This is a genomic window from Mycobacterium asiaticum (genome assembly GCF_001668675.1).
Classification (GTDB): Bacteria; Actinomycetota; Actinomycetes; order Mycobacteriales; family Mycobacteriaceae; genus Mycobacterium; species Mycobacterium asiaticum_D.
Genome location: NZ_LZKQ01000013.1, coordinates 1 through 15,562, shown reverse-complemented (window position 1 = coordinate 15,562; position 15,562 = coordinate 1). Strand labels below are relative to the sequence as shown.

Genomic DNA, 15,562 nt, shown 5'->3' with positions numbered 1-15,562 from the left:
GCGGCTAGATTTCGGCGATGATCTGCGCCCGCCGGCTGGCGTACTCCTGGTCGTTGAGCGCACCGCTGGCGCGCAGCGACTCCAACTCCTGCAGCCGGTCCCCGATCGAGGCCTGCGGGGCGACCGGCGCAGCGCCGGCTCCAGCCTGCTGCCGCTCGGCTGCGCGCCGGACGACGGCCTGGATCTGTTGGCGCAGCGCGGGGTTCGACCGGATATCGACCATGCGGTTGAGCGGGATGTTGTTGGCCTTGAGGATCTGCAGGATCTCCATCAACGGTTCGGCCTGACCACTGAGATCGTAAGTCTTATTGTCCTCGGCAAGGGTGAACTGGGCCGGCACCAGCCCATTGACCAATGCGCTTCGCTCCCAGTCGATTCGGTACTGGTTGGTGGTGGGATCGACCACCACCACCAGTTTCCGGGCGGTCAGGTTACCCAGCCGCGTCACGCTGGCGATGACCCGGTCCTCAGTGTCGAACGGTGCGATGCCGGGTCCGGCGATGTGCAGGTGCACTTTCACCATCGGCTGGTCGTTGATCCGGGTACCGGTCTCGGTGAGACCGGTGATCTGCGCCAGCGCCAGCACTCCGGTCTGTTCGAGTTGCTCGTTCTTGGCGGAGGTGTTGACGCTCCAATAGGTCAACCCGATCGCGACCAGCACGTCGATGATCGTGACAAGCAGGCCGACATAGAACATCCAGGACAGCAACTCGCCGAACCCGAGCGTGAAGTACACGATCAGGAAGATCGGCCCAACCAAACCGCCGCACAACAGCACCAGCAACTGCATTTTGATGTACCGCGCCAGCATGTGAATTTCTCCTCGTATAGCCCGAAAGTTGATTCACATTAGCCCCAACTCGGGGGCTACCGGTCACAACAATCTCAGCTGGTCGGGCAAACCCAATTACGCAACGCCCGCACTGGGCCGGCCGCCCTTGCGCGAGCAGACGCAAAAGCCCCCGACACGCCGTGCGTGCGGGGGCTTTTGCGTCTGGTCGCGCTAGGAACTACTTGATGATCTTGGTGACCCGGCCGGCGCCGACGGTGCGGCCACCCTCACGGATCGCGAACCGCAGACCGTCGTCCATGGCGACGGGCTGGATCAGCTTCACCGAGATGTTGGTGTTGTCACCGGGCATCACCATTTCGGTGCCCTCCGGCAGCGTCACCACACCGGTCACGTCCGTGGTGCGGAAGTAGAACTGCGGACGGTAGTTGTTGAAGAACGGCGTGTGCCGGCCGCCCTCGTCCTTGGACAGGATGTAGACCTGGCCCTCGAACTCGGTGTGCGGCGTGGTGGTGCCGGGCTTGATGACAACCTGACCGCGCTCGACGTCCTCACGCTTGACACCACGCAGCAGCAGACCGACGTTGTCACCGGCCTGACCCTGGTCGAGCAGCTTGCGGAACATCTCCACACCGGTGACCGTGGTCTTGGTGCTGGTCGGGCGGATGCCGACGATCTCGACTTCCTCGTTCACGTTGACCACGCCACGCTCCACACGACCGGTGACCACGGTGCCGCGGCCGGTGATGGTGAAAACGTCTTCGACGGGCATCAGGAACGGCTTGTCGGTGTCGCGGACCGGGTCCGGAATCGACTCGTCCACCGCGTCCATCAGGTCCTCAACCGACTTGACCCAGGTCGCGTCGCCCTCGAGCGCCTTGAGCGCCGAGACCCGCACGACCGGGGCTTCCTCGTCGAACTCCTGGGCGGCCAGCAGCTCGCGGACCTCCAGCTCGACGAGCTCGAGCAGCTCCTCGTCGTCGACCGCGTCCGACTTGTTCAGCGCGACCAGGATGTAGGGCACGCCGACCTGGCGGGCGAGCAGCACGTGCTCCCGCGTCTGCGGCATCGGGCCGTCGGTCGCGGCGACCACCAGGATCGCGCCGTCCATCTGGGCGGCACCGGTGATCATGTTCTTGATGTAGTCGGCGTGGCCGGGGGCGTCGACGTGCGCGTAGTGACGCTTCTCGGTCTGGTACTCGACGTGCGCGATGTTGATCGTGATACCGCGCTGACGCTCCTCAGGCGCGTTGTCGATCTGGTCGAACGCCTTGGACTCGTTCAGGTCCGGGTACTTGTCGTGCAGGACCTTGGTGATAGCCGCGGTCAGGGTGGTCTTGCCGTGGTCAACGTGACCGATGGTCCCGATGTTGACGTGGGGCTTGGTCCGCTGGAACTTCGCCTTCGCCACTTCTGTGTCCTCCTGGACTGTTGGTGCTTATAAAAGCAGTGTTGATTTTTCTGAAATTTGCCGCGGTACTAACCGCGTCAGCCTACTCGCAGGGGCCGGACTACTCGCCGGTCGCCTTCGCGTTATCCATTGCTCGGCTCCTCACTCGTCGGCTCACGCCTACTCGCCCGTCGCCTTCGCGATGATCTCCTTCGACACGTTCGCCGGCACTTCGGCGTATGAGTCGAACACCATGGAGTAGTTTGCCCGGCCTTGCGTCTTGGACCGTAGGTCCCCGACATAACCGAACATCTCCGACAGTGGCACGTGCGCTTTGACGACGCGCGCGCCGGCACGCTCCTCCATGGCCTGGATCTGGCCACGGCGAGAGTTCAGGTCGCCGATCACGTCACCCATGTAGTCCTCGGGTGTGGTGACCTCGACGGCCATGATCGGTTCCAGGATCACCGGCTGAGCTTGCGCGGCAGCCTTTTTCAGCACCTGCGAACCCGCGATCTTGAACGCCATCTCAGACGAGTCGACCTCGTGGAAGGCCCCGTCGAGCAGGGTGACCTTCAGGTTCACCAGCGGGTAGCCGGCCAGCACGCCGTACTGCATGGCGTCCTGTGCACCCGCATCCACCGACGGGATGTACTCCCGCGGGATGCGTCCACCGGTGACCTTGCTCTCGAACTCGTAGGTGGCGCCGTCTTCGCTGGTGAAAGGCTCCAAGGAGATCTGCACCTTGGCGAACTGGCCGGATCCACCCGTCTGCTTCTTGTGGGTGAACTCGACGTTGTCCACCTTCCGGCGGATGGTCTCCTTGTAGGCCACCTGCGGCTTGCCGACGTTGGCCTCGACCTTGAACTCGCGGCGCATGCGGTCCACCAGGATGTCCAGGTGCAACTCGCCCATGCCGCCGATCACGGTCTGGCCGGTCTCCTGGTCCAGGTGCACCTTGAAGGTGGGGTCCTCCTCGGCGAGCTTCTGGATCGACAGGCTCAGCTTCTCCTGGTCGCTCTTGGTCTTGGGCTCGATGGCGACCTCGATGACTGGATCGGGGAACGTCATCGACTCCAGCACGACCTGGTTGTTCGGGTCGCACAGGGTGTCACCGGTGGTGGTGTCCTTGAGCCCGATCACCGCGTAGATGTGGCCGGCCGACGCCGTGTCCACCGGGTTCTCCTTGTTGGAGTGCATCTGGAACAGCTTGCCCAGCCGCTCCTTCTTGCCCTTGGTGGCGTTGATGACCTGCGAGCCGGAGTCGACCTTGCCCGAGTACACCCGGACGTAGGTCAGCTTGCCGAAGAACGGGTGCGCGGCCACCTTGAACGCCAGCGCCGAGAACGGCTCATCGGTCGACGGCTTGCGGGTCACCTCTTCCTCTTCGTTGCCCGGAACGTGGCCGGTGGCCGCCGGCACGTCGAGCGGCGAGGGCAGGTAGTCGACGACGGCGTCCAGCATGGGCTGCACGCCCTTGTTCTTGAACGCGCTGCCGCACAGCACCGGGTACGCCTCCGAGCTGATCGTCAGCTTGCGGATCGCGCCCTTGATCTCGGCAATCGTGAGTTCTTCACCGCCGAGGTACTTCTCCAGCAGCTCCTCGTCGGTCTCGGCGACCGCTTCGATCAGCTTGGTGCGGTACTCCTCGGCCTTGTCGGCCAGGTCGGCGGGGATCTCGACGGTGTCGTAGGTCTCGCCGAGCTTGGTCTCGCCACGCCACACCTTGGCGTTCATCTCGACCAGGTCGACGATGCCCTCGAACTCGCTCTCCGAGCCGATCGGCAGCTGAATCGGGATCACGTTGGCCCCGAGGCGCTCCTCCATGGTGCGCACCGAGAAGTAGAAGTCCGCGCCGATCTTGTCCATCTTGTTGACGAAGCAGATGCGAGGCACGTCGTACTTGTCGGCCTGCCGCCAGACCTGCTCGGACTGCGGCTCGACGCCCTCCTTGCCGTCGAACACCGCGACCGCGCCGTCCAGCACCCGCAGCGAGCGCTCCACTTCCACGGTGAAGTCGACGTGCCCGGGGGTGTCGATCAAGTTGATCTGGTGGTCTTTCCAGAACGTGGTGGTGGCGGCGGAGGTGATGGTGATACCACGCTCCTGCTCCTGCTCCATCCAGTCCATGGTGGCGGCACCGTCGTGCACCTCACCGATCTTGTAGCTGATGCCGGTGTAGTAGAGGATGCGCTCGGTAGTCGTCGTCTTGCCGGCATCGATGTGCGCCATGATGCCGATGTTGCGGACCTTGCTCAGGTCTGTCAGAACGTCCTTCTGTGCCACAGAAGTCTTCCCACTCTTTCGTTGCTTGTCAGTTCGCTAGTGTGTGCGCCCAGCGTGGTCAGCTGGTGCCCGTCACCAGCGGTAGTGCGCGAAGGCGCGGTTTGCCTCGGCCATCTTGTGGGTGTCCTCACGCCGCTTGACGGAGGCGCCCAGGCCGTTGCTGGCATCCAGGATCTCGTTGGCCAGACGCTCGACCATCGTCTTCTCCCGGCGCTGCCGCGAGAAGCTGACGAGCCAGCGCAGTGCCAGCGTGGTGGACCGGTCCGGACGCACCTCGACGGGCACCTGGTAGGTGGCACCACCGACGCGGCGGCTACGCACCTCCAGTGCGGGCTTGACGTTGTCGAGGGCGCGCTTGAGGGTGATGACGGGATCGGTGCCGGTCTTGTCGCGGGCCTGCTCGAGCGCACCATAAACAATGCGCTCAGCCAGCGATTTCTTCCCCTTCAGCAGAACTTTGTTCACCAGCTGGGTGACCAGCTGCGACCCGTAGACGGGGTCGTTGACCAACGGACGCTTGGGTGCGGGCCCCTTGCGCGGCATTAGCTCTTCTCCTTCTTGGCGCCGTAACGGCTGCGAGCCTGCTTGCGGTTCTTCACGCCCTGGGTGTCGAGCGAACCGCGGATGATCTTGTAACGCACACCGGGCAGGTCCTTCACTCGGCCGCCACGCACCAGCACCATCGAGTGCTCCTGCAGGTTGTGGCCCTCGCCCGGGATGTACGCCGTGACCTCAACCTGGCTGGTCAGCTTCACACGGGCGACCTTCCGAAGCGCCGAGTTCGGCTTCTTCGGAGTGGTGGTGTACACGCGGGTGCACACGCCACGGCGCTGCGGGCTGCCCTTCAGGGCCGCGGTCTTGACCTTGGCGACCTTGTCCCGGCGACCCTTGCGGACCAGCTGCTGAATGGTTGGCATCTACCGGCTTTCTGTGTTGTGCGTTCGAAATGCGTTTCTAAAAGTTCCTGTACTGCAGTTATGCCCCTCCCCGGAATAACCGAAGTATCCCGAGGTCGGGCGTGTCGCATGCGGTTGCCCGGAACCGAATCCGTTGCATCGTGGACACGCGAATTGGCCCGGCTGTTTACGCCCCCAAGTTCAGGCGCCGTAGGCCGCCAGGCACGAGGTACCACAATACCTGGCACGGGTGAGGCAGGTCAAAGCGGTGGAATCCGGTCCCTCAGAGACCTGACCAGCGGCCCAGACTACGACCGGTCCGGTGCCGGCGCGGTGCGCCGGTCCATCCCGGCCGCCAGCCGCAACACCATGTCGGTGAACACCGCGTCGGTGTCGATTTCGTCCATCACTCCGGTCATTTCGAGCAACACGAACCCGTGCAGGGCCGACCAGAATTCCAGCGCCGCGTAGAACGCCTCGTCGCCGTCGAGACCGTAGGACGACAACACCGCGATGACGGGCGCGGCCGCCCCCCGGGTCGCCTCCGCGTACTCGGGGTCGTCGCCGCCCAGCGGCATGCGGGTGAACGCCGAGTACCGGCCGGGGTGATGGTGCGCGTAGCTGCGGTAGGCGCCCGCCATCACCAGCACGGCGTCGTCGCGGGCGCGGCCCTCCCCCACCCGGTTGAGCATCGTGATGATGTCGTCGATCACCCGGATTCGCACCGCGCGGCGCAGGTCCTCGAGGCTGTCGACGTGGTTGTACAGCGAGGGCCCCTTGGTGCCGAGCTGGGTTGCCAGCGCGTTGATCGTCAGCGAATCCCAGCCCTCCCGGTCCAGGAACGTCAGCGCACCGTCGACGATGCCTTCGCGGCTCAGCTTGGCCTGGCGGACGCCGCCTTTGGCTCCCCGCGGACGGCCACCGGCTGACGGTGGTTCCGGTTGAGCTGCCATGACGCTTCGCCCTTCGGTTGGCTTACCGGCCTGGGTCAACTAATGACTCTAGTTGAAGGCCTCCGGCGGAGCGGACGCGGCGCGCGTGGTAATCGGCGCGACGGCCGGTCAGTGTCGGCGGAAAATGTGCGAGGGACTGTCCTCCCACGGGCAAATACACGTAATCTCATTCGAGGTCTCCATCAGTGCCCGGAGCCGTCACCCGCCCAATGAAGGGGGGCCGCAGTGAATCGCACAACCGCTGTCGGGACGCTGGCTGTTCTGGTCGCCGCCCTCGCTGCCGCGCCCGCCGCCCCGGCGCCAATGGCGCAGGCCAAAAACGGCGACACGCACATCACCGGGCAGGGCCTGGACACGGTCATCGACTGCAACGACGCCACCCTGTTGGTGAACGGGACCAACAACACCGTCACCGCGAAGGGCACCTGCTGGGCGGTGACCATGATGGGCAGCTCCAACACGGTCATCGCCGACACCGTCATCAACGACATCACCGTGTACGGCTACGACGGGACGGTGTTCTTCCACAACGGCGATCCGGTCATCTGGGATCGTGGCCGAGAGTTGGGCATGACCAACCGGATTGCACGAGTAGGCCCCTGAGTCACCTAGCCATCGATCGGCAACCACCGCAGGCAAATACCGGGAGGAACAAAACCGTGCGTGTCAATATCCCTGCACTACGTATCGCCGCGGCGGCCGTCGCCGTGGCCACGCTCGGGCTGGCCGGTTGCAGTTCGACGGCCGGCCCGCCCGCGGGCTCCACCTCCAGCACCTCCTCGACCAAGTCGTCGACGTCGGCGACCAGTAGCGGCACCGCCGAGCCGTCGTCGTCGGGCAGCGCGACCACCACCGCCTCGGTCGAAATCGGCAACACGCTGACCTACGGCTCGATGGGCACGACCGCCTCCCTGGATTGCGCGGACGGCAAGTCGCTGAACGTGGCCGGTTCGGACAACACCCTGACCGTGACGGGCAGTTGCGAATCGGTGCGCATCCTGGGCAAGGGCAACAAGATCACCATCGACAAGGTCACCAGCAAGATCACCGTGCTCGGTCTCGACAACACCGTCACCTATAAGGACGGCGAGCCGAAGGTGGACAACGTCGGCGGCTCGAGCAACGAGATCAAGAAGGGCTGACGCGCCTAGTTTGCGTTGGTGTTCCCATTAGTGGCCGGTGCGCCGTGCCGGCCGGCCCCGGCCGCGAATCGGCCAGCACCCTCGAGTGCCTCTCCGGCCACCCGGGAGATGCTGGCGAATTCGAGGTCCATTGCGGCGGACTCGGGCAGTCCCCACTGGTGTAGCGCCGAGAGCCGGTCGGAGCGCAGGCACTGTTGCGGCAGTGCCGCCAGCTGGGCCGCCAGCTCTTGGGCCGCTCGAAGGCCTTGGCCTTTGGGCGCTACCCGGTTGGCCAGTCCGATGGCCAACGCCTCGTCGGCCTTTACGGCGCGGCCGGTGAGGATCAGGTCCATCGCGCGGCTGTGCCCGATCAGCCGGGGCAACCGGACGGTGCCGCCGTCGATCAGCGGCACGCCCCAACGACGGCAGAACACCCCGAACACGGCGTCCTCCTCGGCTACCCGAAGGTCGCACCACAGTGCCAGCTCCAGGCCGCCGGCCACGGCGTAGCCGGTGACCGCGGCGATCACCGGTTTGGACAACATCATCCGCGACGGCCCCATCGGACCAGGGCCGGTGCGGTGCACGGCGTTGGCCTGCGGGGTGCCGAAGGCCTTCAAATCGGCTCCCGCGCAAAAGGTTCCGCCCTCGCCGCACAGCACCGCAACCGACGCGGATTCGTCGCGGTCGAACTGGTCGAACGCGGTGTAGAGCGCGGCGGCCGTAGGGCCGTTGACCGCGTTGCGCGCCTCCGGTCGGGTGATGGTCACCGTGGTCACCGGACCGTCGCGCTCGACACGCACCAGATCACTCATGTCGCCTCCTGTAATTGTTGGTCCGCCACATCGCGGCGTTCCGCGAGTTCGGTGGCGAAGTCGTGGTAGGCCGCGCGCAACCGGGCGCCGGGCCAATCAGCCGGCAGCAGTTGGTCGGGCAGCATCGGGTCGGTGAGCAGGTGGCGCACCATGGCGGCGGCCACCGTGAATCGCTCCGGAACGCTTGCCGCAGTGGTGATTTCGTCGAGCAGCCGGTGCCCAACCTGTGCCCACTCGGTCAGGTCCCACAATTGCTTGGCCAACGCGGCCGGGGCGTCGTCTCGTGCGTGCAGTACCCGCACCCGGCCCTGCACATCGGGGTTGAGGTCCAGCTCGATGTTGTCCGGACGCATCCAGACGCCCTCCCGTAACTCACCGAACCGCTTGCCGTGCATATGGTTTCGCAGGGCGGCGCGGGCGCGGGGGTCGGTGCCGACACTGGTGACGACCACCAGGTGCCACGACCCGTTCCAGGCTCGGGTGGGCGGGCGCATGGCCTCGTCCTGGCGGCGCTGGCGGGCCAGCAGCCGATCCGAGAGCCGGTAGCCGTCGGCGGAGCGGACCAGGTCACCGGCGCTGACCATGCGGGTCAGCGCCACCCGTAGGGTCGGTTCCTTGATACCGAAATCGGCTGTCAGCTTGATCAATTCGGCGGCACTGGCCCAGGCGGGGTGGGCGCCCAACAGCACGCTGAGCACCACCGACCGTGCGGTCATGCGGGCCAGCGATTTAGGCATCTGCTACACCTCGGACGCTTTTCGGCCGTAATCACCGAACGGCTCGTCGCGGTGCCGGACCGCCTCGCGGAAGCCGTGTTCGACCGCGTCGGCCACGAATGCGTGCCCCTCGGGAGTGTGGCGAGCGACGCCGTCGAACACGGTGCTGACCATCCGGCTGGTGACGACACCTTGTTGCAGCAGAGGGGCGTTCAGCGCGAGCTTGATCATGATCAGCTGGTTCACCGGCAGGGCCGCGATCCTGGCCACCAGCCGTTCGGTGCGCTCGTCGAGATCCTGCGGGTCGGGGGCTTCGACCGCCAATCCCCATTCCGCGGCCTGTGCCCCGGTGATGCAGTCACCGGTGAACAGCAAGCGTTTGGCGCGCTGGTCGCCGAGCCGGTGTGCCCATAGGCCGGCGGCCGGCACACCCCAGACCCGGGTCGGGGGGTAACCGATCTTGGCGTCGGCGGCCGCGATCACCTGGTCGGCGTGCAGCGCGATGTCGGTGCCGCCGGCCACGCAATAGCCGTGAATCTTGACGACGGTGGGTTTGTCGGCGTGCATCAGGCTGGAGAAGCCGCGCACGAACCGGCTCATCATCTGATAGTCGATCATCGGGTCCCACGGCTGGTTCGGCAGATGGTTGACGCCCTGGGTCTTCCCGTCCAGGACGGTGCCGCGGTAGCTGCCCTCGCCACCCGCCGAGCCGGTCCGGTCCGCGTAGGCGGACAGGTCGAAACCCGCGCAGAAACCTTCGCCCCGACCGGAAACCAAGATGACGTGCACGTTGGGGTCGAGGTCGGCCCGCTCGACCAGCGCCGACAACTCGAGCGGGGTGTCGGCCACGATCGCGTTGCCCTTTTCAGGCCGGTTGAAGGTGATACGCGCTACCCGGTCGGTGACCTCGTAGGTCATCGTTTTCAGGTTGTCGAAATCAACCGGCCTGATTGCGTGGGTCATGGGCGCCGCTCCTCCTCATCGCTGACGCTCTGCATCGTCGCCGGCGCAAGTCATCCCTTAACTAGAGCACGCTCGATAATCGGCGCCAGATCCAGACCGGCCGGCATCGTGCCGAACGCTCCGCCCCACTGACCGCCGAGCCGGGTGGCCAGGAACGCCTCGGCAACCGCAGGATGCCCGTGACGCACCAGCAGCGACCCCTGCAACGCCAAGCAGATGTCCTCGGCGACCTTGCGGGCGCGGTACTGGATCGTCTCCAGGTCGGCGAGCTGGTCACGCAACCGCGTCACGTGCGCATCCTGCCGGGCATCCTGACCGGCACTCTGCGCCAACTCGTCGAACAGCACCTCGACGGATTCGGGCCGAGTAGCCATGGCGCGCAAGGTGTCCAGCGCGCTCACGTTGCCCGAACCTTCCCAGATCCCCATCAACGGGGCTTCACGGTAGAGCCGCGGCATGCCGGAGTCTTCGACGTAGCCGTTGCCGCCCAGGCACTCGAGCGCTTCGGCGGCATGCGGGGTGGAGCGCTTGCATACCCAGTACTTGCTGGCCGCCAGCCCGATGCGGCGCAGCAGCGCCTCCCGCTGGTCGCCGCGTACCGCCCTGTCGGTGGCACCGGCCATCCGCATGGCCACGATGGTCGCGGCCTCGGCCTCGACGGCTAGGTCGGCCAGCACGTTGCGCATCAACGGTTGATCAATGAGGTACGCGCCGAAGGCCTTTCGGTGCTGCGCGTGGTAGATGGCGCGGGTCAGACCGGTGCGCATGCTGGTCGCGCTGCCCAGGGTGCAGTCCAGCCGGGTCAGGTTGACCATCTCGATGATGGTCGGGACACCGCGACCCTCCTCCCCGACCAGCCAGGCGGTGGCGCCGTCGTACTCGACCTCGCTGGACGCGTTGGCGTGGTTGCCGAGCTTGTCCTTGAGTCGCTGCAGGAACATCCGGTTGCGGGTGCCGTCGGGCAGGATGCGCGGCAGCATGAAGCACGACAGCCCGCCCGGCGCCTGAGCCAGCACCAGGAAGATGTCGCACATCGGTGCAGAGGTGAACCACTTGTGGCCCCGCAGGCTGTAGGTGCCGTCCCCATTGGGGGTGGCCTCGGTGGTGCCGGCCCGCACATCGGAGCCACCCTGCTTCTCGGTCATCGACATGCCCGCGGTGATGCCGGCCTTCGTCGCGGCCAGCTTCAGTTCCGGGTCGTATTCGCGACTCGTCAGCAGCGGCTCGTACACCGCGGCGAGTTCCGGGTTGAAGCGGAGCGCGGGGACGACGGCGTATGTCATCGAGATCGGGCAGATATGGCCCGGCTCCACCGTCCACACCGATGTCTTGGCGGCGCGCACCACGTGCGACCCCGGCCGGTCGTCGGCCCAGGGCGCTGCGTGGAGGCCGTGGGCGATGGCTGTGCGCATCAGCTCGTGATAGGCGGGGTCGTACTCGACCTCGTCGATGCGGTGCCCGACCCGGTCGTGGGTGTGCAGCACCGGACGGTTGCGGTCGGCCAGTTCGCCCCAGCGCTGGGCCTGCGCGCTGCCGTTGATGGCACCGAGTTCGGTCACCTCGTCCACGCCCCATTGGCCGCCTTCGCGGATCAGGGCCTCCATGAGGACCGCCGAGGTGGCCGGGTTGTGGTTCTCGAGGGGCGGAACCTGGTTGGTGACGACGTGCGTATCTGGCATAGCCCCCATGTTACATTTTCCCGACAACCGCACAAGAGGATGTAATGGCGCGGTGATCTACTCGATCAGTCGGTGTGCTCGCGCAGGAAGGCGATGTCGTCCTTGCGGCCCTCGTCGGCGGTCTCGCAGATCACGGGCGCGTCCGCGGCGGTGACGACGGCGACCAACAACTCGGGGTCGATCTGGCCGGTGCCGAAGTTGGCGTGCCGGTCGGCACCCGAGCCGGCCGCGTCCCGAGAGTCGTTGCAGTGCACCAAGTCGATGCGCCCGGTCAGTGCCTTGATCCGCTCGACGGCGTCGACCAGCGCCTCTCCCGCCGCCCAGGCATGGCAGGTGTCCAGACAGAAGCCGATGCCGGTGTCGCCGATGTGGTCCCACAGCCGGCCGATGGTGTCGAAGTAGCGGGCCATCGCGTGGTCCCCGCCCGCGGTGTTCTCCAGATAGACCTGCACATCGGTTTCCAGGTATTTCAACGCCTTGACCCACCGGTCGAAACCGGCCTCCATGTCGTTGTCGTCCGCGTGGCCGCCATGCACGATCACCGCCGTCGCATTGATCTCGGCGGCCGCGTCGCAGGTGTCCTGCAGAATCTTGCGCGACGGGATCCTGATGCGGTTGTTGGCCGAGGCCACGTTGATCAGATAGGGCGCATGTACATACAGCGGGATGTTGGACGCTTTCAACGTCTCGGCGTCCTCGCGCGGCTTGGGTTTTTTCCAGCTTTGCGGGTTACCGAGGAAAAACTGCACCGCGTCGGCACCGTCTGCGGCGGCCGCGGCCAGGGGATCGTCTCCACGAACATGCGAACCGATAAGCACTTGGCCAGTTTAGTGATGCGCATAGGGTGTGAGTCCGTAGCCAACAGGATGGAGGACGGGCGATGGTGTCTGTGGGCCTTTCAGTGGGACGGGGCATCGCTGACATCACCGGAGAGGCCACGGAATGCGGCATGCTCGGCTACGGCAAGACCGAGCAGCGCACCGCTGGCATCCACCTTCGGTTGCGAGCGCGCGCGTTCGTCTTCGATGACGGGAAATCGCGGGTCCTGTTGGTGGTGGCCGAGCTACCGCTACCGATGCAGAACGTCACCGACGAGGTGCTGCGCCGGTTGTCCGCTTCGTACGGCAGCACCTACACCGCCCAAAACACCGTCATTACGACCACGCACACCCACTCGGGGCCGGGTGGCTATTGCGGACACCTGCTCTACAACTTGTCGACGAGCGGGTTTCGGCCCGCGACGTTCGGAGCGATCGTCGACGGGATCGTCGAGGCGGTGCGGTACGCCCACGACGACGTCGCGCCCGCAGAGGTGACGTTGTCGCACGGCGAGCTGCGCGACGCCAGCATCAACCGGTCGCCCTCGTCGTTCGACCGGAACCCTGTGCAGGACAAGGATTTCTTTCCTGGCCGCATCGACCCGCTCACCACGCTGGTGCGCATCGATCGCGACGACCGCACCGTCGGCGCCGTCCACTTCTTCGCCACGCACGGCACCAGCATGACCAACCGCAACGTCCTGGTGTCCAGCGACAACAAGGGCTTCGCGGCCTACCACTGGGAACGCACCGTCGGCGCAGCCGACTACCTCGACGGACAGCCCGATCTCATCGCCGCGTTCGCACAGACCAATGCGGGCGACATGAGTCCCCACGTCGACGGGCCCATCGCCTACGGCCCTTCGACAGTGGCCGACGAACTGGCCAACACCGAGCGCATCGGGATGTCCCAGTTCCAGGACGCGTTCTCGCAGTTGGATAGCGGCACACCGATCGGCACCGGCGTGGACTCCCGCTTCACCTACGTCGACCTTGGCGCGGTGCGGGTCCGTGGTGAATACACCCCCGACGGACAAGAGCGCCAGACTGGACGCGCGCAGATCGCCGCCGCAACAATGGCGGGCACCGACGAAGGCGAGGGGTTCCGAGGCTTCCGGCAAGGGCGGAACCCGTTCTGGGACAAGGTTTCCGGTGGAATCTACCGGTTGTCGGCGCGACTGCGGGCGGCACACGCCCCGAAAGGCATCGTGGTGCCCGCTCACCTGATCAACCGGCTGCAGCCGTTTGTGCAGGAGATCGTGCCGGTGCATCTGCTGCGGATCGGGCGGCTCTATCTGATCGGTATCCCCGGTGAGCCGACGATCGTCTCGGGACTGCGGCTGCGTCGTACGGTGGCTTCGATCGTCGGCGCGGAGCTGAATGATGTGCTGTGCGTGGGCTACTGCAACGCCTACATCCACTATGTGACCACGCCCGAGGAGTATCTGGAACAGCGCTACGAGGGTGGCAGCACCTTGTTCGGCAGATGGGAGCTGCCGGCGTTGATGCAGACGGTGGCCGGGCTGGCCGAAGCGATGCGCGACGGTCGTCCGGTTGATCCCGGATCCGGGCCGAGGCCGCACAAGCCGCGCAGCTGGCTACGCGACATTCGTGCCGACACCGGCTCGTTCGGCTCGATCCTGGCCGAGCCCACCGGTACCTGCCGGCGCGGCACGACCGCCGAAGCGGTATTCGTCAGCGCCCATCCCAACAACGACCTGCACCGCAACCGGACCTACGTCGAGGTGCTCCGCCTCGACGGTGACCAGTGGGTGCGGGTCGCCGACGACGGAGACTGGTGCACGACGTTCCGGTGGCAGCGCGACGGCCGCAGCGGGTCGCGGGTGAAGATCACCTGGGACATCCCGACTGATGCGACGCCGGGAACGTATCGGATCGCGCACCACGGCATGGCCCGGGACAGCCACCGTAGGCTGCAGCCGTTCCTGGCGACAACTCACGAATTCACGGTCGCCTAGGTTGCGCGAGCAGACGCGAAAGCCCCCGCACGCACGGCGTGTCGGGGGCTTACGCGTCTGCTCGCCAAGTGGAACTTGACCCGGTCCGAAAGCCCGACGGGGTCGCCGCGGACGTCTTCGACGGTAATCGGGACCGTCAGCCAACCGCACTCTTGCAACCGCGCCGTTTTCAGCCGGTCGTGCACCAACGCTTTGCGGCCCTGGTGCCACTGCACGCTGTCGTACTCGGCCACCAACATGGCGTCCGGCCAGGCGAAGTCGACTCGCCATACTTCGCCGTAGTAATCGACGATGGTGTACTGCAATTCTGGCGTAGGGACCTGGTTGTCGATGAACACCAGGCGCGCCTCACTTTCCATCGGTGACTCGGCCCGGCCGTCGGCGTAGCCGATCAGCTCCCGCACCTGGACGATGCCGCGCCGGCCCTTGTGCTCGCGCATGACGGCGTCGAGTTCATTTCTGGTGCATGCCCGGATGTGCATGGCGGCATCCAGCGTGGCTAGGCCGCGCGGCCGCCGCAGCGTGCGCGCGACCTCGATCGCCGTCCAGGCGGGGGCGGTCGCGAGCCGCCCCTCTACCCGACGCAGGGGCGCGCCGATCCGTTGGTGCACCATGAGATTCGCCGAGGGCCGCATGCGCACGCCCGGATCGAGGATATGAAGCCGCGACGTGTTCTCGGTGTCGAAGCCATAGAGTGCCGCGGCGGTACCCATGCAGGCGACGATCGGCTCGCGGGCCAGCAGGTCCAGCGACGCCAGTCTGCCCAGCGCATCAGGTGCGCTGAAGCTGTAAACGCCGCGGCAGATGCGAATCAGCTTGCCTGCCTTGACGAGTCCGGCCAGTTGCTTGCGGGTCAGGGTGGTCAGGAGTTGGGCGGTGGTGAGGAGTCCGTTGTAGTCCGGCAGAGCCTGTTCGACGTTCACCTGCGGCATGGTGTCGCAAGTGCGCGAGAGTTGTTGGCGCGCAGCGGGCTAAGTAGCGCTAGCTGTGGATAGGCGCGCGGGTGGGGATGCGCGAGCTGGGGGCACCCGCTTGCGAGCAGACGCAAAAGCCCCCCCCCCCCCGGGGGGGGGGGGGGGTTTTGGGGGGGGCGCGCTACTCAGCGCTACCCAGCGCTACCACGGTCGGGTATAAACAAGCGTCGCGGGCCCCGGGA

15 protein-coding genes are annotated in these 15,562 nt (G+C 66.1%); 3 read left to right on the top strand and 12 right to left on the bottom strand.

All coding sequences use genetic code 11. From position 1 onward, the window contains the following. Window positions 1-4: 4 nt before the first annotated feature. The 6 genes from A9X01_RS01280 to A9X01_RS01255 all read right to left on the bottom strand — a co-directional run bounded on the left by A9X01_RS01280 (window position 5) and on the right by A9X01_RS01255 (window position 6,315). Complete coding sequence (locus A9X01_RS01280; protein WP_065118932.1) at window positions 5-811, bottom strand: SHOCT domain-containing protein; 807 nt, start codon at window positions 809-811, stop codon at window positions 5-7. A 199-nt stretch (window positions 812-1,010) separates the two neighbouring features. Next, window positions 1,011-2,201: an elongation factor Tu gene (gene tuf, locus A9X01_RS01275; protein ID WP_036352621.1), complete on the bottom strand. Its 1,191-nt coding sequence runs from the start codon at window positions 2,199-2,201 to the stop codon at window positions 1,011-1,013. A gap of 159 nt (window positions 2,202-2,360) precedes the next feature. Continuing rightward, on the bottom strand, window positions 2,361-4,466 hold the full coding sequence (gene fusA / locus A9X01_RS01270; RefSeq protein WP_065118931.1) for an elongation factor G: 2,106 nt from the start codon (window positions 4,464-4,466) through the stop codon (window positions 2,361-2,363). Window positions 4,467-4,538: 72 nt separating this feature from the next. Further along, window positions 4,539-5,009, bottom strand: coding sequence for a 30S ribosomal protein S7 (rpsG, locus tag A9X01_RS01265; protein WP_036352615.1), 471 nt, complete (start codon window positions 5,007-5,009; stop codon window positions 4,539-4,541). Then, window positions 5,009-5,383 carry a 30S ribosomal protein S12 gene (gene rpsL, locus A9X01_RS01260; protein WP_007767794.1) on the bottom strand — a complete coding sequence of 125 codons (375 nt, stop codon included), beginning with the start codon at window positions 5,381-5,383 and terminating at the stop codon, window positions 5,009-5,011. Before rpsL ends, rpsG begins: the two co-directional genes overlap by 1 nt. Before the next feature lie 287 nt (window positions 5,384-5,670). Then, window positions 5,671-6,315, bottom strand: coding sequence for a TetR/AcrR family transcriptional regulator (locus A9X01_RS01255; protein ID WP_065118930.1), 645 nt, complete (start codon window positions 6,313-6,315; stop codon window positions 5,671-5,673). 303 nt (window positions 6,316-6,618) lie between these two features. On the opposite strand from A9X01_RS01255, the gene A9X01_RS01250 reads away from it, so the two are divergent. After that, on the top strand, window positions 6,619-6,918 hold the full coding sequence (locus A9X01_RS01250) for a DUF3060 domain-containing protein (RefSeq protein WP_081282143.1): 300 nt from the start codon (window positions 6,619-6,621) through the stop codon (window positions 6,916-6,918). Window positions 6,919-6,974: 56 nt separating this feature from the next. Then, entirely contained in the window at window positions 6,975-7,457 is a 483-nt protein-coding gene (locus tag A9X01_RS01245; protein ID WP_065118928.1) for a DUF3060 domain-containing protein, read from the top strand. Between the two features lie 5 nt (window positions 7,458-7,462). On the opposite strand, the gene A9X01_RS01240 is transcribed toward A9X01_RS01245, so the two are convergent. From A9X01_RS01240 to A9X01_RS01220, 5 genes are all read right to left on the bottom strand, one after another. Continuing rightward, window positions 7,463-8,251, bottom strand: a complete 789-nt coding sequence (locus A9X01_RS01240) for a crotonase/enoyl-CoA hydratase family protein (RefSeq protein ID WP_065118927.1) — start codon at window positions 8,249-8,251, stop codon at window positions 7,463-7,465. Continuing rightward, the gene (locus A9X01_RS01235; RefSeq protein ID WP_155771862.1) at window positions 8,248-8,976 is read right to left on the bottom strand and encodes a PaaX family transcriptional regulator C-terminal domain-containing protein; all 729 of its coding nucleotides are present in this window, start codon (window positions 8,974-8,976) and stop codon (window positions 8,248-8,250) included. Before A9X01_RS01235 ends, A9X01_RS01240 begins: the two co-directional genes overlap by 4 nt. 15 nt (window positions 8,977-8,991) lie before the next feature. Then, window positions 8,992-9,930 carry a crotonase/enoyl-CoA hydratase family protein gene (locus A9X01_RS01230; protein ID WP_065118925.1) on the bottom strand — a complete coding sequence of 313 codons (939 nt, stop codon included), beginning with the start codon at window positions 9,928-9,930 and terminating at the stop codon, window positions 8,992-8,994. A 50-nt stretch (window positions 9,931-9,980) separates the two neighbouring features. Next, window positions 9,981-11,609: an acyl-CoA dehydrogenase family protein gene (locus tag A9X01_RS01225; RefSeq protein WP_065118924.1), complete on the bottom strand. Its 1,629-nt coding sequence runs from the start codon at window positions 11,607-11,609 to the stop codon at window positions 9,981-9,983. Between the two features lie 65 nt (window positions 11,610-11,674). Further along, window positions 11,675-12,427, bottom strand: coding sequence for a deoxyribonuclease IV (locus A9X01_RS01220; RefSeq protein WP_065118923.1), 753 nt, complete (start codon window positions 12,425-12,427; stop codon window positions 11,675-11,677). Window positions 12,428-12,489: 62 nt separating this feature from the next. On the opposite strand from A9X01_RS01220, the gene A9X01_RS01215 reads away from it, so the two are divergent. Then, a complete protein-coding gene (locus A9X01_RS01215; RefSeq protein ID WP_065118922.1) occupies window positions 12,490-14,406 on the top strand; it encodes a neutral ceramidase in 1,917 nt (638 codons plus the stop codon). Here the strand turns inward: A9X01_RS01215 and A9X01_RS01210 are convergent. Beyond that, a complete protein-coding gene (locus A9X01_RS01210) occupies window positions 14,403-15,338 on the bottom strand; it encodes a type IV toxin-antitoxin system AbiEi family antitoxin (RefSeq protein WP_065118921.1) in 936 nt (311 codons plus the stop codon). The two genes, A9X01_RS01215 and A9X01_RS01210, sit on opposite strands and share 4 nt — an antisense overlap. Window positions 15,339-15,562 lie beyond the last annotated feature (224 nt).

Excerpts from the sequence above, each read along its gene's own strand:
- rpsL (WP_007767794.1), bottom strand. The coding sequence starts at position 5,383 with ATGCCAACCATTCAGCAGCTGGTCCGCAAGGGTCGCCGGGACAAGGTC.
- A9X01_RS01210 (WP_065118921.1), bottom strand. The coding sequence starts at position 15,338 with ATGCCGCAGGTGAACGTCGAACAGGCTCTGCCGGACTACAACGGACTC.
- A9X01_RS01215 (WP_065118922.1), top strand. The coding sequence starts at position 12,490 with ATGGTGTCTGTGGGCCTTTCAGTGGGACGGGGCATCGCTGACATCACC.
- A9X01_RS01250 (WP_081282143.1), top strand. The coding sequence starts at position 6,619 with ATGGCGCAGGCCAAAAACGGCGACACGCACATCACCGGGCAGGGCCTG.
- rpsG (WP_036352615.1), bottom strand. The coding sequence starts at position 5,009 with ATGCCGCGCAAGGGGCCCGCACCCAAGCGTCCGTTGGTCAACGACCCC.
- A9X01_RS01255 (WP_065118930.1), bottom strand. The coding sequence starts at position 6,315 with ATGGCAGCTCAACCGGAACCACCGTCAGCCGGTGGCCGTCCGCGGGGA.
- A9X01_RS01230 (WP_065118925.1), bottom strand. The coding sequence starts at position 9,930 with ATGACCCACGCAATCAGGCCGGTTGATTTCGACAACCTGAAAACGATG.
- A9X01_RS01280 (WP_065118932.1), bottom strand. The coding sequence starts at position 811 with ATGCTGGCGCGGTACATCAAAATGCAGTTGCTGGTGCTGTTGTGCGGC.
- A9X01_RS01225 (WP_065118924.1), bottom strand. The coding sequence starts at position 11,609 with ATGCCAGATACGCACGTCGTCACCAACCAGGTTCCGCCCCTCGAGAAC.
- A9X01_RS01240 (WP_065118927.1), bottom strand. The coding sequence starts at position 8,251 with ATGAGTGATCTGGTGCGTGTCGAGCGCGACGGTCCGGTGACCACGGTG.